Origin of the sequence: Streptomyces bluensis (assembly GCF_014650715.1) — a bacterium.
In the GTDB taxonomy this organism is placed as follows: Bacteria; Actinomycetota; Actinomycetes; order Streptomycetales; family Streptomycetaceae; genus Streptomyces; species Streptomyces bluensis.
Genome location: NZ_BMVM01000008.1, coordinates 53346 through 72097 on the forward strand (window position 1 = coordinate 53346; position 18752 = coordinate 72097).

The window sequence follows — 18752 nt, forward strand, 5'->3', positions numbered from 1 at the left end:
ACAGAGCCGACTAGTTCTTCGCCCGGTACCTGCGCATCTTCGCGCGTGCCCCGCACACCGACATCGAGCACCAGCGACCGCGGCCCGCCGGGCTGCGGTCGTAGTACGCCCAGTGGCACTCGGGCAGTTCGCACGCCTTGAGGCGGAGCCAGGTGCCGGCGGTGAGCGCCTGGGCCACGGCCGCCGCGACGCGGGAGAGCAGCGGGCCCTCGTCGGCCGGGGCGAGGACCGCCGAGCCGTCCCGGGCGTCGACCGCGACGTACAGCGGCGCCCGCGCCAGCAGCTCACCCAGGGGTGTCACCGCGCGGTGCGGCGGGTGGCCCGCGTGCGCCAGGCAGACGGCGCGCAGCGACTCGCGGAGTTCCCGTACGTCCGCGAGGTCCCGTTCCGCGACACCGAAGCGGTCCTGGCCCTCGGCGGTGTCCAGGGTGTCGGCGCCCGACCCCAGGTCGAGGGTGTTCACCAGGGCCTCCAGCAGGGCGAGGCCATCGGGTGCAGGCGGTCTCTCACTCATGCCGGTGACGGTACCTCCGATGGCGGCGTTCTCGACGACGGCGTTTTCCCCTTGCGGCGTTACCCCAAGTGCGGCAGCATGCAGTAACCGCAGCCGTTACCGGTTATACCCGTTTAGGGGTAACCGCACGCATACCGCGAAACGAGGAGGAAGTCATGGCTCTCGCCAAGCTGGGCGTCGTCGTCCTGGACTGCCCCGACCCGCACGCACTCGCCGTCTTCTACGCCGGGGTGCTCGGCGGCACCGTCGAGGGCGACGGCCGCTGGGTGGACCTGAAGGTACCCGGCGGCCAGTCGCTGGCGTTCCAGGCCACACCCGGGTACGTACCGCCGGCCTGGCCCGCGCCCGACGCCTCGCAGCAGTTCCACCTGGACCTGACCGTGGACGACATGGACGCGGCCGAGCGGGAGGTGCTCGCGCTGGGGGCGAAGCCGCTGGACACGGAGGACCGGTCGCGGAGCTGGCGGGTTTACGCGGACCCTGCTGGGCACCCGTTCTGCCTCTGTGCCTGCTGATCCTGGAGGTCCCATGCCCGCCGTCGCACGTTTCCACGCCGTCGTCGTGGACTGCCCCGACCCCCACGCGCTCGCCGCCTTCTACGCGCAGGTCGGCGGCGGTACGCCCCAGGCCAAGGACGACGGCTGGGTCGTCCTGAACGTCCCCGAGGGCCCGAGCCTCGCCTTCCAGCGCGTGCCCGCCCACACCCCGCCGGAGTGGCCGCGGGCCGACCGGAACTCGCAGCAGTTCCATCTCGACTTCGACGCCGGGCGCACCTGGGAGGAGGTCGACGCGGTACAGGAGAAGGTGCTGGCGCTGGGCGCCCGGCCGCTGGATCTGGAGGCTGACGCCGGAAAGGACTTCCGGGTGTACGCCGACCCGGCGGGGCATCCGTTCTGCCTCTGCCTCACCAGCACTCCCTGAAGTCCGCCGTCGACATCCCTGACCGGACATCCCTGACCGGACGTCCCTGACCGCTCGGGGCGCCCGCGCGATGTCAGCCCTCCAGCTTGCCTGATTCCCCTGATTTGCCCGGTTCGTCCAGTTCTTCCAGCGTGGCGTTCGAAGGAGCCGTACGTGACCGCAGGTCCCGCGCCACGTCCTCGGCGGCGCCCAGTACCCGCACCGCGTTCTGCCAGGTCAGCTTGGCGAGGTCGGTGGTCGACCAGCCGCGGTCGAGGAGTTCGGCGATCAGGTTCGGGTAGCCGGAGACGTCGCTGAGGCCGTCCGGGGTGAAGGCGGTGCCGTCGTAGTCGCCGCCGATACCGAGGTGGTCGATGCCGGCGACCTCACGCATGTGGTCCAGGTGGTCGGCGACCGTGGACACCGTGGCGACCGGGCGCGGGTGGGCCTCCTCGAAGGCACGGTGGACCCGCATCGCCTCGGCGGTGGTGTCGAGGTGGTGGAAGCCGTGCGCCCGCATGTTGTCGTCCGCGGCCGCCGTCCAGTCGACCGCCGCCTGGAGCACGAACTTCGGCACGAACGTCACCATCGCCACTCCCCCGTTCGCGGGCAGGCGCTCCAGCACGTCGTCCGGGATGTTGCGCGGGTGGTCGCACACCGCGCGGGAGGAGGAGTGGGAGAAGATCACGGGCGCGGTCGACGTGTCCAGCGCGTCCCGCATCGTCGTGGCCGCCACATGGGAGAGGTCCACCAGCATGCCGAGCCGGTTCATCTCCCGGACGACCTCACGGCCGAAGGCCGTCAGACCCCCGGCGCGCGGTTCGTCGGTCGCGGAGTCCGCCCAGTCGATGGTGTCGTTGTGGGTGAGCGTCATGTAGCGGACGCCCAGCGCGTACAGGCCGCGCAGTGTGGCGAGGGAGTTGTCGATGGAGTGGCCGCCCTCGGCGCCCATCAGCGACGCGATACGGCCCTCCGCGCGCCCCGCCTCCATGTCCGCGGCCGTGAGCGCGGCCCGCAGGTCCTGCGGATAGCGGGCGATCAACTGCCGTACGCAGTCGATCTGTTCGAGCGTGGCGGTCACGGCGCCCGGCTGGTCCGAGCGCACGTACACCGACCAGAACTGCGCCCCGACCCCGCCCGCGCGCAGCCGCGCCAGGTCGGTGTGCAGATGGGCGCTCTGGTCGGTGGCGATGTCGCGGGCGGCGAGGTCGTAGCGGACCTGTTCGCGCAGCGCCCATGGCAGGTCGTTGTGGCCGTCGACGACCGGGAACTCGGCGAGGAGCTCCCGGGCCTCCCCCAGTGACGTCATGGCGCTCACCTGCCCGAGCCGCCCGATCCGAATCCGAAGCCGCCCGCCATACCGTCCACCTTGGAGCGCAGGCGCTTGCCCTTCTCGGTGGCCTGGTCGTTCAGCTCCTGCTGGAACTCCCGCATACGGCCGAGGAGTTCGGTGTCGTGCGCGGCGAGGATACGGGCGGCCAGCAGACCGGCGTTGCGGGCGCCGGCGACGGACACGGTCGCTACGGGCACACCCGCGGGCATCTGCACGATCGACAGCAGGCTGTCCATGCCGTCCAGGTACTTCAGCGGGACGGGCACGCCGATGACGGGCAGCGGGGTGACGGAGGCGAGCATGCCGGGCAGGTGCGCGGCTCCCCCGGCGCCCGCGATGACGACCTTCAGGCCCCGCTCGGCGGCCTGTTCGCCGTACGCGATCATCTCGCGGGGCATACGGTGCGCGGAGACGACGTCGACCTCGTACGCGATCTCGAACTCGTCGAGGGCCTGCGCGGCGGCCTCCATGACGGGCCAGTCGGAGTCCGACCCCATGACGATGCCTACAACTGGGCTCATTCGGTGATCGTCCCTCTCAGGTATCCGGCTGCGTGACGGGCGCGCTCCAGCACGTCGTCGAGGTCGTCGCCGTATGTGTTGACGTGGCCCACCTTGCGGCCGGGCTTCACGTCCTTGCCGTACATGTGGATCTTGAGCTGTGGGTCGCGGGCCATGCAGTGCAGGTACGCGGAGTACATGTCCGGGTAGTCGCCGCCGAGGACGTTCACCATGACCGTCCAGCGGGCACGCGGGCGCGGGTCGCCGAGCGGCAGGTCGAGCACGGCGCGCACATGGTTGGCGAACTGGGAGGTGATGGCGCCGTCCTGCGTCCAGTGGCCGGAGTTGTGCGGGCGCATGGCGAGTTCGTTGACGAGGATGCGGCCGTCGCGGGTCTCGAACAGCTCGACGGCCAGGTGGCCGACCACGCCGAGTTCCTTGGCGATCCGCAGCGCCATCTCCTCGGCCCGCAGGGCGAGGGCTTCGTCCAGCTCGGGTGCCGGGGCGATCACGGTGTCGCACACGCCGTCGACCTGCCGGGACTCCACCACGGGGTACGCGACGGCCTGGCCGTGCGGCGACCGTACGACGTTCGCGGCCAGTTCCCGTACGAAGTCGACCTTCTCCTCGGCGAGCACGGGGACACCGGCCCGGAAGGGGGCGGCGGCCTCCTCCTCGGACCGTACGATCCACACGCCCTTGCCGTCGTAGCCGCCGCGGACGGTTTTGAGGACGACCGGGAAGCCGTCCCCTTCCTCCTGCGCGAACGCCACCACGTCGGCGGGATCCGTCACGATCCGGTGCCTGGGGCACGGCACGCCGATGGCGTCCAGCTTCGCCCGCATGACGCCCTTGTCCTGGGCGTGCACGAGCGCCTCCGGGCCGGGGCGCACGGGGATGCCGTCCGCCTCCAGCGCGCGCAGGTGCTCGGTGGGCACGTGCTCGTGGTCGAAGGTGATCACGTCGCAGCCGCGTGCGAAGGCGCGCAGCGTGTCGAGGTCGCGATAGTCGCCCACGACGACATCGCCGACGACCTGCGCCGCGGAATCCTGCGGAGTGTCACTGAGGAGCTTGAACCTGATGCCCAACGGGATGCCCGCCTCGTGTGTCATACGAGCGAGCTGACCACCGCCGACCATGCCGACTACCGGGAACGTCACCCCACCAGGGTATCGGCCACCGCGTTGGGCCTTCCGGCGGCCGGTTCCCACACCTTGGCGACGCCTGTGAGGTCGTACACGGGCATCCCCAGGGACGCCTGGTTAGCATGGCGGAGTCGGCGCACCCTTCCGACGGACCGAGCGAAGAACCGAGCGACCAACCGAGCGACGGACCAACCGACTATTCCGACCCACGATTCCGACCTACGAAAACCGATACGACGGGGGCCCGCACACGATGGGCAGTATCTCCTCGGGGCCGAAAGCCGGTCCCGCCCGCGGCGTCCTGCGCCGGCAGTTCGAGCATCTCGCGCGTGAGATCGCCAAGTTCGGCGCGGTCGGCGGCACGGGGCTGCTGGTCAACCTCGGCGTGTTCAACCTGGTCCGGCAGGTCACCGACCTCCCGGTGGTGCGGGCCAGTGTCGTCTCCACGTTCGTCGCCATCGTGTTCAACTACGTCGGCTTCCGCTACTTCACGTACCGCGACCGCGACAAGAGCGGCCGGACGAAGGAGCTGACGCTCTTCCTGTTCTTCAGCGTGATCGGCCTCGTGATCGAGAACGGCGTCCTCTACACGGCGACCTACGGCTTCGGCTGGGACAGCCCCCTTCAGAGCAACGTCTTCAAGTTCCTCGGCATCGGCATCGCGACCCTCTTCCGCTTCTGGTCCTACCGCACCTGGGTCTTCCGCGCCCTTCCGGCGAAGGAGGCGGTGGCCAGCGCCGAGTCGTTCCTGGAGGGCGGCCCTCCGCACAGGCCGGCCCTGTCGGGCAGCACGGCGTACAGCCAGACGGACCGCCCCAAGTAGGGGAGACTCCCGGCTTGGCGCCATCTGGCGCCATCCGGCGCCACTCGGTGCCACTCGACGCCACTCAGTTGCCGCCTGGTGCCATCTGGTGCCACACGGCTCCACCGCAGCTGGCAGCCGCCCTGACCGCCGCGCCTTGAGTCTGCGCCAATCCATGACACCGCCAACGCTTGCACATGGCGCCATAGTGGTGCCACTATAGCGCCATGGACCTCACTCCGTATGTCGACACCCTGCGCCGCGAACTCGCGGTAGCCGCCGAAGCCGGCGGGGAGGACGCCCGCGAGCTGGCCGAGCGGCTCACCGCTCCGCTGGAGTCGGCGACCCGGCTGACCATGCTCCATGTGCTCTCCGCCGCGATGGACGAGATCACCCGCGAGCTCGCCCCCGGCTCGGTCGACGTACGGCTGCGCGGACTGGACCCCGACTTCGTGGTGACGCTGCCGTCCCGCGACGACGACCGTTTCGACGCGGTGGCCGCGCCCGCCGAACCGCTCGCGCCCCCGGCCCCCGTGGACGGCGACGAGGGCACCACTGCCCGGGTCAATCTGCGGCTCCCGGCCCACCTCAAGGCACGCGCCGAGGAGGCCGCGGCCCGCGAGGGCCTGTCGGTCAACGCCTGGCTGGTGCGCGCCGTGTCGGCCGCGGTCGACGGCGGCACCCTGCCCCGTACGCCACAGAAGACCCGCTCCGGACAGAGCTTCACGGGCTGGGTCCGCTGACCGCGCCCGACCCACACCACCTGCACCACCCACACCGCGTCCCACCTGCGGGGACGTCTCGACGAGTCATGAGGACGGTACAGCCATGCCTTCTTTCGACACCCCCGAACCGATCACCGTCACCGCCCACGTGGGCGCCGGCTCCCTCCGGTTCACCGCGAGCGACCGCAGCGAGACCACTGTCCAGGTACGGCCCGGCAACCCCAAGCGGGACAAGGACGTGCGGGCCGCCGAGCAGACCGAGGTCACGTACGCGAACGGCGTGCTGACCATCAGGACGAAGGAGCGCCGCTTCATCGGCCCCTCCGGCATCGTCGACGTGACGGTCGACCTGCCCGCGCACTCGGACATCGACGTCACCGGCTCCTGGGCCCACGTGGCCGCCGAGGGCCGGCTCGGCAAGGCGCAGGTCAAGACCTCGGGCGGCGACGTCCGCCTGGACACGACCGGACCGCTCCACCTGACCGTCTCCCACGGCTCGATCGTCGTCGACCGGGTCGAGGGCACGGCCGAGATCACCACCAGCTCCGGCAGCCTGCGCGTCGGCACCGTGGGCGGTCCGGCAATCCTGAAGAACTCGAACGGCTCCACGACCGTCGGCGCCGTGATCGGCGAGCTGCGGGTGAGCGGCGCCAATGGCGGCATCGACATCCAGCGCGCCGAGGGCTCGGTCACCGCGACCACCGCCCACGGCGCCGTACGCGTGGGCGACGTGGTCCGCGGCACCGTCCAACTGGAGACCTCCACCGGCTCCATCGATGTCGGCATCCGCGAGGGCACAGCCGCCTGGCTCGACGTCAGCTCGGGCAAGGGGCAGGTCCGCAACGCGCTCAGCTCGTCCGAGAGCCCGGAGCCGACAGAGGAAACGGTCGAGGTCCATGCCAGGACCCGCTGGGGCAACATCGACATCCGCCGCGTCAAGGCCTGACCTCCCCGCGCCCGTCGCCCCCTCCTTCTCTCCCCCTCCCTCTCTCCCAACTCCAGCACATCCCCACCACTTCACTCCTCAAGCCGGAGGACTCCATGGCTTCATCTGTCATGTCCACATCCAATACCGCCACGGCCTCCCCCGCCGTCTCCACCGCCGATCTGCGCAAGTCGTACGGCGACAAGACCGTGCTCGACGGCATCGATCTGCGTATCCCGGCCGGGACCGTGTTCGCGCTGCTCGGGCCGAACGGCGCCGGGAAGACGACGACCGTACAGATCCTGTCCACGCTGATCGCCGCCGACGGCGGCCGGGCCCAGGTCGCGGGCCACGATGTCGCCACGTCACCGGCCGGGGTGCGGGCCGCGATCGGCGTCACCGGGCAGTTCGCCGCGCTCGACGACCTGCTCACCGCCGAGGAGAACCTGCTCCTCATGGCCGACCTGCTGCGCCTCGGCAGGCGTGAAGGGCGCAAACGGGCCCAGGAGTTGCTGGAGCGGTTCGGCATCGCCGATGTCGCCAAGAACCGTGCCGCGACCTTCTCCGGCGGTATGCGGCGCCGGCTCGACATCGCCATGACGCTGGTCGGCGACCCGAAGGTGATCTTCCTGGACGAGCCGACGACCGGGCTCGACCCGCGCAGCCGCCGCACCATGTGGGAGACGGTGCGCTCGCTGGTCGCGGGCGGGGTCACCGTCTTCCTCACCACCCAGTACCTGGAAGAGGCCGACCAGTTGGCGGACCGGATCGCCGTGCTCGACGGCGGCCGGATCGTCGCCGAGGGCACCGCCGACGAGCTCAAGGCGCAGATCCCCGGCAGTCACGTACGACTGCGGTTCGACGACATCGACGAGTTCGAGCGCGCGGCCACCGCCTTCCCCGGCGCCGCCCGGGACGACGAGAACCTCGCCCTGCGGGTGGCGGGCGACGCCGGCATCGACGCGCTGCGCGCCCTGTTCGACCGGCTCGACGCGGCCGGAGTGCGGGCCGCCGACTTCTCCGTGCACACCCCCGACCTCGACGACGTGTTCCTCGCCCTGACCGGCGAAGGCACCTCCGCCCACCCGCTCCACGTCAAGGAGACCCTGCGATGAGCACCCTCACCTACGCCGTGCACGACTCGATGACGATGCTGCGGCGCAACCTCAAGCACGCGCTGCGCTATCCCGCCGTGTCGCTCGGGCCGGCCATGATGCCCATCCTGATGCTGCTGCTGTTCGTGTACGCCTTCGGGGACTCGATCGGCGCCGGTATGGGCGGCGGCCGGGACGCGTATCTGGAGTATCTGACGCCCGGTGTCATCATCATGGGCGTGGCGGCCGGAGCCATGTCGACCTCGATCGCGGTCTGCCAGGACATGACCGAGGGCATCATCAACCGCTTCCGGACCATGAACATCACGCGCTCGTCGTTCATGACGGGCCATGTCGTCGGCAGCGTCCTCACGACGGTGGTGAGCCTGGTCCTGGTGGTGGGCGTGGCGGTCGCGCTCGGCTTCCGCCCGGACGCGAACCCGCTTGAGTGGCTGGCGGTGGCCGGGCTGGTCGCGGCCATCGCGTTCGCGGTGGCCTGGCTGTCGGCGGCGCTCGGCCTGATCTCCAAGACCGTCGAGTCCGCGAGCAACAAGCCGCTGCTGATCCAGTTCCTGCCGTTCCTGGGCTCGGCGTTCGTGCCGGCCGACTCGATGGCCCCGGGCCTGCGCTGGTTCGCCGAGAACCAGCCGTTCACACCGATGACCGAGACGCTGCGCGGACTGCTCTCCGGCTCGGAGATCGGCAACAACGGCTGGATCTCGCTCGCCTGGTGCGCCGGCATCACCCTGGTGGGCTACGTCTGGTCGCGCTCGCTGTTCAACAGCACGACCAAGCGCTGAGAGACCGTCTCGCCGGCTACTGGTCCGTCCCGCTCCCGGCCCCGCGCCCGGCCCTTCCCGCGCCCGGTTCTTCCCGCTACCGAACCGTCCGCTCGTCCCCGGAGGCCGCCGACTTGAGTGGCGTACGGGACAGGAACAGCCCGAAAACCGGCGGCTGGAGCTGGAGCATCTCCAGCCGCCCACCGTCCGCCTCGGCCAGATCGCGGGCCACGGCCAGCCCGATCCCCGTCGAGTTGCGCCCGCTGATCGCCCGCTCGAAGATCCGCGCCCCCAGATCGGCGGGGACGCCGGGTCCTTCGTCGGTCACCTCGATCACCGCCTGGTTACCGGTCACGCGCGTCCGCAGCGCCACGGTCCCGCCCCCGTGCATGAGCGAGTTCTCGATGAGCGCCGCCAGCACCTGGGCCACCGCCCCCGGCGTCCCCACGGCTTGCAGATGCCGCTTTCCCGAGCTGACGATCGCACGGCCCGCGCTGCGGTAGGCCGGCCGCCACTCCTCCAGCTGCTGCTTGATCACCTCGTCGAGGTCGAACGAGACGGCGGAGCCGTTGCGGGGATCGCGGGAGTTGGTCAGCAGCCGCTCCACCACGTCGGTCAGCCGCTCGACCTGCGTCAACGCGATGGTGGCCTCCTCCTTCACCGTGTCCGGATCGTCGGTGAGGGTGATCTCCTCCAGCCGCATGGAGAGCGCCGTCAGCGGCGTACGGAGCTGGTGGGAGGCGTCGGCGGCCAGGCGCCGCTCGGCGGTGAGCATACGGCCGATGCGCTCGGCGGAGGCGTCGAGGACGTCCGCGACCCGGTCCAGCTCCGGGACGCCGTACCGCTTGTGGCGTGGCCGCGGGTCGCCCGAACCGAGGCGCTCCGCGGTCTCCGCGAGGTCGGTGAGGGGGGAGGCGAGACGGTTGGCCTGGCGCACGGCGAGGAGGACGGCCGCGATGACGGCGAGCAGCGCGACCAGGGCGATGATCAGCAGCGTGCGGCCGACCTCCCGGGTCACGGACGACCGCGGCTCCTCGACCGTGACCGTCTCGCCCTGGTCGCCGGTCTCCTCGGAGTGGATGACGTCACCGGTGGGCCGCTTGCCGATCTCGATCGGGGGCCGGCCCGGGATCTCGATGAGCGCGTACCGCCCGTCGGCTACCTGATCCCTGAGGACGCCCGCGCTGACCCGCTCGTCCCCGAGGATCCGGCTGTCGACGATGCTCACCAGGCGCACCGCCTCGGAGTCGACGCGCTCCTGGGCGCTGTTGCTGATCGTGCGCGTCTCGACGATCACCAGGGAGACCCCGAAGACCGCTATCACCACGAGCACGACGGCGAGCGTGGACTGAATGAGACGACGACGCACAGGTCCCTCCGGGCAGATGTCTTACGGGGACCAGTGTGCCGCGCCCCAAAGGGGCGCGGGGCTGTGTACCTATGCGGCTCCGCCGCGTGGGCGCGACCAGCCACAACGAACCCGCAGCCGCAGAGCCCACCGCAGATACAACGGCGGCGACGCGATCAGCGAGACGGCACGTCAACTCTTCTCGAACCGGAACCCGACACCCCGCACCGTGGCGATGTACCGCGGATTGGCCGCGTCGTCACCGAGCTTCTTCCGCAACCAGGAGATGTGCATGTCGAGGGTCTTGGTCGACGACCACCACGTCGTGTCCCAGACCTCCCGCATCAACTGGTCCCGGGTGACGACCCGCCCCGCGTCCCGCACGAGCACCCGCAGCAGGTCGAACTCCTTCGCCGTGAGCTGGAGCTCCTCCTCGCCCATCCACGCCCGGTGGGACTCGACGTCGATACGGACGCCGTGGGTGGCGGGCGGCTGCTGGGGCTCCGCGGCGCCGCGCCGCAGCAGGGCCCGCACGCGGGCGAGGAGCTCGGCGAGGCGGAACGGCTTGGTGACGTAGTCGTCGGCGCCCGCGTCGAGTCCGACGACGGTGTCCACCTCGTCGGCGCGCGCGGTCAGGATGAGGACCGGGATGGTGTGGCCCTCGGCGCGGAGTCTGCGGGCCACCTCCAGGCCGTCCATGCCGGGCAGGCCCAGGTCCAGGACGACCAGGTCGACGCCCCCCTGCATTCCGGCGTCCAGCGCGGTGGGGCCGTCCTCGCGGACCTCCACCTCGTACCCCTCCCGGCGCAGTGCGCGGGCCAGCGGCTCCGAGATGGACGCGTCGTCCTCGGCGAGCAGTACTCGGGTCATGGGGTGATGGTAGTCCGCCCCGGACGCGACCAGGAGGGTGATCGGCAACCGCGATTCATACCCTTCACACCCCGCGCTCTTACCTTCGCACGCGACGATCGCGCCGCGCTCCCGCCGCCGTGTCCCGCACTCTCCCACCCTCACCGTGACGCACAGTGATACTCCAGGAGTTGAGGCCTACGGCCATGCGATTCGATCTTCAGTGCGACCTTCGAATAAGAGGTCGAAGTTCCGTTCTTACCTGTGATTCACATCTCAGAGCGCCCAGGGCTGTCACTGGTTTGACGTATGGTGAAACAACGCCTGTAGCAGCACACGGGGACCTTCGGCGGACTTGACGCTGAAGGTCTCTTTTGTGTGCAGGAACCACCAGCAAGGAACGACCATGGCCCCCAGCCTGACGAAGGACTCGGTCTCCCCGGGCACCCCCGGTTCCGAGAGGACCTTCTTCGGCCAGCCCCGCGGGCTGGCCACCCTCTTCATGACCGAGATGTGGGAGAGGTTCTCCTACTACGGCATGCGGGCCCTGCTCCCGCTGTACCTCGTCGCCCCCGGCGGCCTGCACCTGAACGCGGCGGCCGCGACCGCGATCTACTCCGTCTACGTGTCGCTGGTGTACCTGCTCGCCATGCCGGGCGGCTGGTTCGGTGACCGGGTCTGGGGTCCGCGCAAGACCGTCGCCGTCGCCGGCGGCGTCATCATGCTGGGCCACCTCACGCTGGCCCTGCCGTTGTCCGGCACCTTCTACATGGGCCTCGGTCTCGTCGCGATCGGCTCAGGTCTGCTGAAGGCCAACATCTCGACGATGGTCGGCCACCTGTACGACGGCCCGGACGACCCGCGCCGCGACGGCGGCTTCACCGTCTTCTACATGGGCATCAACCTCGGCGCCTTCGCCGCGCCGCTGGTCATCGGCACCATCGGGGAGAACGTCAACTGGCACCTGGGCTTCGCGCTCGCCGCGCTCGGCATGGCGCTGGGCCTGGCCCAGTTCCTGATCGGCAGCCGCCACCTCGCCCCGCGCTCCAGCGTCGTCCCGACGCCGCTGTCCGCCGAGGAGAAGGTCTCGACGCTGCGCAAGGCCGCGATCTGGGCCGGCATCGCCGTCGTCTTCTACGCGATCGTCGGCTTCTCCGGCCACTACACGCTGAACTGGATCCTGGTCCCGCTCACCCTGCTCGGGGTGATCATCCCGACGATGGTGCTGGTCCGCATCAAGCGCGACAACAGCCTCGACCGCGTCGAGCAGTCGAAGATGTCCGCGTACATCTGGTTCTTCGTCGCCGCGGCCGTGTTCTGGATGATCTACGACCAGGGCGGCTCGACCCTGGCGATCTTCGCCGACTCGTCGGCCGAGAACAGCGTCTTCGGCTGGTCGTTCCCGGTCTCCTGGTACCAGTCGGTCAACCCGGTCCTGATCATGGCCCTGGCCCCGGTCTTCGCCTGGTTCTGGCTCGCGCTGAACCGGCGCGGCAAGGAGCCGAGCACGATCGTGAAGTTCGCCTCGGGTCTGGTCCTGGTCGGCGCGTCCTTCTTCCTCTTCCTGGCCCCGCTGTCGATCGCCGAGGGCGGTCACAAGGCGGCCGCGATGTGGCTGGTGGCGATCTACTTCGTCCAGACCGTCGGTGAGCTGCTGCTCTCGCCGGTCGGCCTGTCCGTCACCACGAAGATGGCCCCCGCCAAGTACGCCTCCCAGATGATGGGCGTCTGGTTCCTGGCCGTCACCGCCGGCGACGCGACCACGGGTCTGCTCTCCATCGCGGGCGTCGGCCTGAACGGCATGAACGTGGTCGCGCTTGAGGCCACGCTCGCGGTGGTCGCGGGTGTCGCGGTGTGGATGTACCGCAACCGGGTCAAGCAGTTGATGGGCGGCGTGCACTGACGGACATGCGCTGACGCAGAAGAGCCGGAGGGCCGCCCCACCGTCGCGGTGGGGCGGCCCTCCGGCTGTCCCCGGAAACGTCAGCGCATACGTCGACGCGGCAGGAACGTGAACACGGCGCCGCCCAGCAGCGTCACCGTCCCCGCGACCAGGCCCAGCGCCCTGAGCGAACCGTGGTCCTCGGCCCCCGTGTCGGCGAGACCGCCCGACGTGCCGCCGGAGCCCGACGCCGAGCCTCCCGCCGTCCCCCCGGCCGAGCCTCCCGCCGAACCGCCGCCCGAGGCACCGCCCGGCTGCTCCGTCGTGTCGAGAGTCAGCGACACCTCGCTCTTCGACGGAGTGCATGTCGTCGTGGTGCCCAGCGCCTCCACCGTCAGCACCCCCGGCGAGAGCGTCGACTCACCGGTGGCCCCCGGCTTGTACGTGCCCTTCAGATCGGGGACCTCGATCGGGTCACCGGACTTGATCGCCTCGGAGTTCGTCGGCCCCTCCACACGCACGGTGCCCTGGTCGGAACCGCCCAGGACCACCTCCATCGACGGCTTGACCGAGTCCGCGGGGATGTCCGCCGGACTGTCCATCACCGACTTCTTGAACTGCACGGTGAGGTCGTAACTCCCGCCGTTCTTCTTGGCGTTGATCTGCACGGGCGAGGTGGCGTCCTTGTCGCCGATCGGTGTCTTGCACTTGTAGGGGACCTGGACCTCCTTGCCGGTGAAGTCGGTCTGCCCGCCGTCGTCGCCTCCCGTGCTCCCGCCGCTCCCGGAACTGCCGCCGCCTCCGTTCGTGCCGGACGTCGGCGTGGGCGTCGGCGTCGCGGTCTGGGTCGGCGGCTGGGTCGGGGTCGACGTACCCCCGTTGCCCTCGGTCACGTTGATGGTGGCGGCGGACTTCACGGCCTCGGTCGGTGCGCACTTGGTGTCCGTCGACATGACGTTGATGGCGTACTTGTCCGGCGTCAGCGTCACCTGCCCGGCCTTCGTCAGCTTCAATTTCCCCTTCATGTCGGACAGCACCATGGCACCGCCCTTGGGAATGGGAGGGTTCTCCCGCGACCCCTGCATCGCGAGGTCGGCGGTCTGCGCCCCGGCCGCCTTGAGCGTGCCGCTCGGCTGGACGGAGTTCGCGGGCAGGTCGACGAGGTCGGGGTTCTTGGACGCCGCCTGGACGAACGTCCACACCACCTCGACCTCGTCCCCCACCTTCGCCGTGGCGGGCGCGGTCACCTCCACCTCGGTGGTGCCCTGGACGGGCGGCAGCCCCGAGATCGCGGGCGGCACGCACTCCGTCGCGTACGACACCTCCGCCGCCTGCGCCGGGACCGCGGCCACCCCGAGCAGGAGCCCGGCCCCGCCCAGCATCAGCGCCGCCCCGGCCGCGGTCGCTCTCCCACTCCGTACCGTGCGAACTCTCCGTTGCGCGCTCACGTGTGTCCCTTCCTGGTCGGAGTCGTCGAACCGTTCTCTTTCGGTGCGGAGAGCTGTCCGGCCGCCGCCGTCCCCGGGTCGGTGTCCGGCGAGAACCACGGCAGGGTCGAGGTCGTACGCGACGTCGCTCCGGCGGGGGACGCCGCTGAGGGCCTGGACGGCTCGGTCTGCTGCGCGGTCGACCCGGAGTCGGTCGCAGCGCGCCTAGGCACCGGCCCCAGCAGCCGTACGCGCAGTTCGGGCATCCGTAGCCCCCGGTGCCGCCCCGACACGCGGGCGCGCGGCCGGACATGGTCGACCACGGCCATCCCGACGCGGAACACCGCGGCCGGTACGACGACGGCGAGCAGGATCCAGAAGAGGGTCACGCCCCAGGGCCGCCCCACGCCCCAGGGCTGTTCCGCGAGCACCTTGCCGCCGTACTTGAGCGAGACGGTGTAGGCCCCGTGCGCACCGGCGGCCAGTTCGACCGGCAACGCGATCCGCGCCTTCTTGCCCGGCTCGACCGTGCCGCGCCACTGCTGCTCCTCCCACTCAGGGGCGAACACCCCGTGGGAGGTGCCCACCCGGAAGACGGGGTCCTTGACGGGAGACGTGCCGACGTTGCCGACGGTGAAGACGAGCCGACGCTGCGGCGGTGCCCCGAACCACGTCAGCAACCCGCTCGAACCGTCCAGCCGCGTGTCCGTGAGGACCGAGAGCCGCCCACCGGCCGTCTCGTCCGGCAGCGGCTCCACCGCATGCCCGGCCACCTGGAAGGCCGCGTCCGCCTCCGCCTTCTGGCCGGTCACCGTCGCGACGTGGACCACGCACGGGCACGGCACCGGCGGCTCCGCCACGGGCACCTTCTTGCTGAAGGCTCCCTTGTCGTCGGTGGTGACGGCCCGGCCGTCGGCGTTGGCGCAGGAGTTGGTCCCGCCGATCACCCCTCGGTCCGGTGTGGACTGACCGCAGATCAGCAGCATCAGCAGCGCCCCGGACCGCCATCCGCTGCCGCTCACGGTGATCGAACCACCGGTCCCCGCCTGGGGCTTGGACAGCTTGACGGTCGGTTCGGCGGTCGAAATAGCGGTTGATTTGGCGGGCGGTTTCTCCGCGCCCCACGCTGCCGTTCCCGTCCCCAGGCCCGCCAACGGGGCCAGGACGAGCGCGAGCACCGCCACCAGCGCCGAGATCCGCCCCTTGCCGCTCACGTCACCGCTCCCGCCATCTCGACTTCGCCACGCGGCGGTTCCTCCGCTCGCGGTGGTGCCCCTCGGCGCCGCCTCCACCGCCGTACGAGGAAGAAGGCGCCCACCGCCGCGCCCCCGCCCGCGATCCCGGCCACCGCCCGCCAGGGCACGAACCGCACCTCCACCGCCTCCGCGTCACGTGCCGCGCCGCCGCCCGCCGTGACCGTCAGCCGTAGGCCGACCGCGTCCAGCGCGGGCCGGTCGGGCCACGGTTCGGCGAGCCGTACGCGACGCCCCGGCGCCAGTTCGACCGGCAGGGCGCGGGGCGCCCGGTCGAGGAGGCGCCGGCCGAAGAGACCCTCGGCGCGCACCGCGAGGCTCGGGGTCAGCGTGGTGGTACCGCGGTTGACCAGCTCGTACGTGATGCGCTCGCCGCGCACCGCGACGCGCTCGACGGTGAGCGCGGGCAGTTCGGGTCCGCCGACCCGCAGTCGCAGCCGTACGGTCCTCGACCGGCCGTCGGACGAGCGGGCGGTGAGGGTGTCCGCGTGGTCACCGGGAGCGGCGCCGGCCGGGACGTTCACCGTGAACGGCACCTCCGCGCGCGTGCGGGCGGGCACCTCGACCGAGACCGTCCGCGCGGGCGCGCCCTCGCCCGCGAAGACCACCCAGTTCTCTCCGCTCAGCCGCACCCTGACCGGTTCGGCGGACGGATTGCGCACCGACACCGTGTCCTGGAGGACCGCTCCGGGCACGCCCTCCGCGTAGAAGGAAGGCCGCCCACCGCCCGACGGCACGACGGACCAGCCGTCGTCGGCCACGGCCACGGGCGCCGTGGCGGCCAGCAGGAGGGCAACGAGAAACAGGACACGCATCGGCGGCTCCAGCGGGACGGGTCGTACGACTCCGCGGCGGCTCCCGGCCGGGGGAATCGTCGACGGTCAGCGGCGTACCGTCTGGTTCCTGCGGGTCAGCCAGAGCACGCCCCCGGCGCCCACGAGCAGCACCGTGCCGCCGAGGGTGCCGAGCGCGACGGCCGAGTCCTCGGGGCCGGTCTGCGGGAGTTCGCTCCCCGAGCCGCCGGAGCCGCCCGCGCCGACGGACGCGGAAACGCCCTGGGAGGACCCGGCCGACGAACCCGAACCCCCGCCGGCCGCCGTGACGTCGAGCGTGAGCGCCGGTCCGGGGTTGTTGCCGGGCGTGCAGGTCGTGGTCGTGCCGAGCGCCTTGATGGTGAGCACGCCCGGTGTGAAGGTGACCTTGCCGGTCTTCTTCGGGCTGTACGTGCCGCTCAGGTCGCTGATCTTGATGGGTGTGTTGGCGGGGATGGCCTCCGCGTTGGCGGGACCGGTCACCGCCAGCGTGCCGCTTTCGGCGCCGCCCAGCTTGATGGTGGCGCTCGGGTTCATCGAGCCCTTGCCCAGCTCCACGGGGCTGGACGAGACGCCCTTCTGCCACGACATGGTGATCTTGTAGCCGCTGCCGCTCTTGACGCCCTTGATGTCGATCGGCGAGACGGCGGACTTGTCGCCGATCGGTGTCTTGCAGTTGTACTCGACGTCCACGACGTCGGCCTGGGCCGCGGGGGCGGCCATCAGCACCGCCGAGCCGGCCAGTGCCGCGGCGATCGCGAGCGCGGCGGTTCGTTTCTGGTACGTCCGGTACGACACCTCGGGACCCCACATTCTGACGCAACATCAGATTGGCGCCTCAAGGTACGCCCGCCCCCTTGTAGAGGGAAGACAAAGTGTGTGCCGGTTTCATGAGGAGGGGCAGCGCCCCACAGAAGGGGCGGGGCTCGTATCGACATGCGGCTCCCCCGCGATGGGGATCGCCCCTGTTCGAGCGAAGCGAGAACTTAGGGGCGCGGGGAACTGCGCGCCCAGCCACAACGCACCCGCAGTCAACCAACAACCCGCAGTCGTCCGGTTCAACCCAGCGGAGCGCCCGGCCCCCCGACCTCCGCCCACACCGTCTTCCCCGTGGCCCCGGACGTACGTATGACCCCCCAGTCCAGGCACAGCCGTTGGACGATGAACATCCCGTGCCCGCCGGGCCGCCCCGCGCGGTGCGGAGTGCGGGGTGCGGGCTCGCCCCCGCCGCGGTCGGAGACCTCGATGCGGAGCACCTTGTTGTCGCAGGTGATCCACAGCTCGTCCGGGCCCTCGGTGTGCAGGCAGGCGTTGGTCACGAGTTCGGAGACGACCAGCAGGACGTCCTCGGCCGCGGCCCGCTGGTCGGCGTTCGCGGCGGGCAGCCAGCCCCACGCGTAGAGCGCCTGGCGGGTGAAGTCCCGGGCGAGCGGTACGACCCCGCTCTCGCCGTCGAAACTCATCCTGCGGGTCCGCCCCCCGCCGACGGGCGCGGAGGCGGGCGTGCCCTTGGGCACACCTTCCGCGATCGCACCCTCTCGGGACGCGCCCCCTCCGGACGCCCCGGAAGCGCCGCCGGCGCCCGGTTCCGGGCCGCGGTCGCCCGGCGAGTAAGGCCGGGTGGTGCTCATCAGCGCTTCACCTCACCGATTCACCAGTTCACGATTCAGGATTCAGTACGTGGATCCGGGGATCCCCCCAGGGCCCCCGCGGCGCACCCGCCGTTGTGGTTTCCGACATGTTCAGGATGTCTCCTGCCCGACCGAACCGTCCGAACACCCATCTCTTCGGTGCGGAGCATGTGACAGGAGTAACGCGCTGCTCACGCAGGGGCAGACGGGTCAGCCGCCGTGTCCGGTCGGCCGGTCCGACCGGAGGAGCGACGAGCGGATCCGGGACCAGCGGTTCTAGCCACCCAGTGCGGCTTCGAGCGTGTCGTGGACGGTGAAGACGGCATCCGCTCCTGTGATCTCGAACACCCTGGCCACCACCGGCTGCATCCCCGCGAGATGAACCCCGCCGCCGGCCGCCTCGGCCTTCAGGCGGGCACCCAGCAGGACGTTGAGCCCGGTGGAATCACAGAACTCCAGGCGCGAGCAGTCAACAACGAGACGTGCGAACCCGTTGTCAAGACAGTCGTCGAGTGGTTCTCGCAACAAATCGGCGGTGTGGTGATCCAGCTCACCCGCGGGGGTCACGATGGCGCTGGCGCCTTCTTCCCGCACCTCGACCAGAAGCCGGCCCGACTGTGCGCTGCCGAGCGTCCCGCGGTCCATGCCGTCCCTCTCTCGACCGTCGTGGCTGTTGACTCGACATCGAACACTACGCCTTCCCCGCACGCTCCGACAGCCGAACAATCGCCCATAACTGGACATTTCGCCATGGAGCGCACTTGCGATGAGACGAGGAAAGCAGGTAGGGCTAGTAAGGACACCCGACAACACGGCCGGCTTTGGAGGCGCCG

The 18752-nt window shown here is 70.7% G+C and carries 20 protein-coding genes; 8 read left to right on the plus strand and 12 right to left on the minus strand.

Annotation, left to right across the window (positions count from 1 at the left end; genetic code table 11):
* Window positions 1-10 precede the first annotated feature (10 nt).
* Complete coding sequence (locus tag IE262_RS20565) at window positions 11-514, minus strand: CGNR zinc finger domain-containing protein (RefSeq protein ID WP_134042723.1); 504 nt, start codon at window positions 512-514, stop codon at window positions 11-13.
* A gap of 155 nt (window positions 515-669) precedes the next feature.
* Here IE262_RS20565 and IE262_RS20570 point away from each other — a divergent pair, with 155 nt between their 5' ends.
* Together IE262_RS20570 and IE262_RS20575 are read left to right on the plus strand one after the other, a co-directional pair.
* Window positions 670-1029, plus strand: coding sequence for a VOC family protein (locus IE262_RS20570; protein WP_189875486.1), 360 nt, complete (start codon window positions 670-672; stop codon window positions 1027-1029).
* Between the two features lie 13 nt (window positions 1030-1042).
* The gene (locus tag IE262_RS20575; protein ID WP_189875488.1) at window positions 1043-1435 is read left to right on the plus strand and encodes a VOC family protein; all 393 of its coding nucleotides are present in this window, start codon (window positions 1043-1045) and stop codon (window positions 1433-1435) included.
* Window positions 1436-1508: 73 nt separating this feature from the next.
* Here the strand turns inward: IE262_RS20575 and IE262_RS20580 are convergent, their stop codons facing one another.
* From IE262_RS20580 to IE262_RS20590, 3 genes are read right to left on the minus strand one after another with little or no spacing between them, the layout of a single operon-like run.
* On the minus strand, window positions 1509-2723 hold the full coding sequence (locus IE262_RS20580; RefSeq protein WP_189875490.1) for a dipeptidase: 1215 nt from the start codon (window positions 2721-2723) through the stop codon (window positions 1509-1511).
* A gap of 5 nt (window positions 2724-2728) precedes the next feature.
* Window positions 2729-3268: a 5-(carboxyamino)imidazole ribonucleotide mutase gene (purE, locus tag IE262_RS20585; protein ID WP_134042731.1), complete on the minus strand. Its 540-nt coding sequence runs from the start codon at window positions 3266-3268 to the stop codon at window positions 2729-2731.
* Window positions 3265-4407 (minus strand): 5-(carboxyamino)imidazole ribonucleotide synthase, encoded by a 1143-nt coding sequence (locus IE262_RS20590; RefSeq protein ID WP_134042733.1) that lies wholly within the window; start codon window positions 4405-4407, stop codon window positions 3265-3267. Before IE262_RS20590 ends, purE begins: the two co-directional genes overlap by 4 nt.
* 238 nt (window positions 4408-4645) lie before the next feature.
* Here IE262_RS20590 and IE262_RS20595 point away from each other — a divergent pair, with 238 nt between their 5' ends.
* From IE262_RS20595 to IE262_RS20615, 5 genes are all read left to right on the plus strand, one after another.
* Entirely contained in the window at window positions 4646-5215 is a 570-nt protein-coding gene (locus IE262_RS20595; RefSeq protein WP_134042735.1) for a GtrA family protein, read from the plus strand.
* Between the two features lie 206 nt (window positions 5216-5421).
* Entirely contained in the window at window positions 5422-5937 is a 516-nt protein-coding gene (locus IE262_RS20600; RefSeq protein WP_134042737.1) for a toxin-antitoxin system HicB family antitoxin, read from the plus strand.
* A gap of 85 nt (window positions 5938-6022) precedes the next feature.
* The gene (locus IE262_RS20605) at window positions 6023-6865 is read left to right on the plus strand and encodes a DUF4097 family beta strand repeat-containing protein (RefSeq protein WP_189875492.1); all 843 of its coding nucleotides are present in this window, start codon (window positions 6023-6025) and stop codon (window positions 6863-6865) included.
* A 95-nt stretch (window positions 6866-6960) separates the two neighbouring features.
* Window positions 6961-7959, plus strand: a complete 999-nt coding sequence (locus IE262_RS20610; RefSeq protein ID WP_166681839.1) for an ATP-binding cassette domain-containing protein — start codon at window positions 6961-6963, stop codon at window positions 7957-7959.
* Window positions 7956-8738, plus strand: coding sequence for an ABC transporter permease (locus IE262_RS20615; protein ID WP_189875494.1), 783 nt, complete (start codon window positions 7956-7958; stop codon window positions 8736-8738). The genes IE262_RS20610 and IE262_RS20615 overlap by 4 nt, the downstream gene beginning before the upstream one ends.
* A 76-nt stretch (window positions 8739-8814) precedes the next feature.
* On the opposite strand, the gene IE262_RS20620 is transcribed toward IE262_RS20615, so the two are convergent.
* Window positions 8815-10086, minus strand: coding sequence for a sensor histidine kinase (locus IE262_RS20620; protein WP_189875496.1), 1272 nt, complete (start codon window positions 10084-10086; stop codon window positions 8815-8817).
* A gap of 171 nt (window positions 10087-10257) precedes the next feature.
* Window positions 10258-10935 (minus strand): response regulator transcription factor, encoded by a 678-nt coding sequence (locus IE262_RS20625; RefSeq protein ID WP_134038938.1) that lies wholly within the window; start codon window positions 10933-10935, stop codon window positions 10258-10260.
* Window positions 10936-11320: 385 nt separating this feature from the next.
* Between IE262_RS20625 and IE262_RS20630 the strand changes: the two genes are divergently transcribed.
* Window positions 11321-12817, plus strand: coding sequence for an oligopeptide:H+ symporter (locus IE262_RS20630; RefSeq protein ID WP_189875498.1), 1497 nt, complete (start codon window positions 11321-11323; stop codon window positions 12815-12817).
* Between the two features lie 80 nt (window positions 12818-12897).
* Here IE262_RS20630 and IE262_RS20635 read toward each other — a convergent pair whose 3' ends face one another.
* From IE262_RS20635 to IE262_RS20660, 6 genes are all read right to left on the minus strand, one after another.
* Window positions 12898-14178 carry a hypothetical protein gene (locus tag IE262_RS20635; RefSeq protein ID WP_189875839.1) on the minus strand — a complete coding sequence of 427 codons (1281 nt, stop codon included), beginning with the start codon at window positions 14176-14178 and terminating at the stop codon, window positions 12898-12900.
* 62 nt (window positions 14179-14240) lie between these two features.
* Complete coding sequence (locus IE262_RS20640; protein WP_189875500.1) at window positions 14241-15437, minus strand: hypothetical protein; 1197 nt, start codon at window positions 15435-15437, stop codon at window positions 14241-14243.
* Complete coding sequence (locus tag IE262_RS20645; RefSeq protein WP_189875502.1) at window positions 15434-16291, minus strand: COG1470 family protein; 858 nt, start codon at window positions 16289-16291, stop codon at window positions 15434-15436. The genes IE262_RS20640 and IE262_RS20645 overlap by 4 nt, the downstream gene beginning before the upstream one ends.
* A 66-nt stretch (window positions 16292-16357) precedes the next feature.
* A complete protein-coding gene (locus IE262_RS20650) occupies window positions 16358-17101 on the minus strand; it encodes an LPXTG cell wall anchor domain-containing protein (RefSeq protein WP_134038933.1) in 744 nt (247 codons plus the stop codon).
* Window positions 17102-17346: 245 nt separating this feature from the next.
* Window positions 17347-17919, minus strand: coding sequence for an ATP-binding protein (locus tag IE262_RS20655; protein WP_134038932.1), 573 nt, complete (start codon window positions 17917-17919; stop codon window positions 17347-17349).
* 276 nt (window positions 17920-18195) lie between these two features.
* Window positions 18196-18564, minus strand: coding sequence for an STAS domain-containing protein (locus IE262_RS20660; RefSeq protein WP_134038931.1), 369 nt, complete (start codon window positions 18562-18564; stop codon window positions 18196-18198).
* Between the last annotated feature and the right edge of the window lie 188 nt (window positions 18565-18752).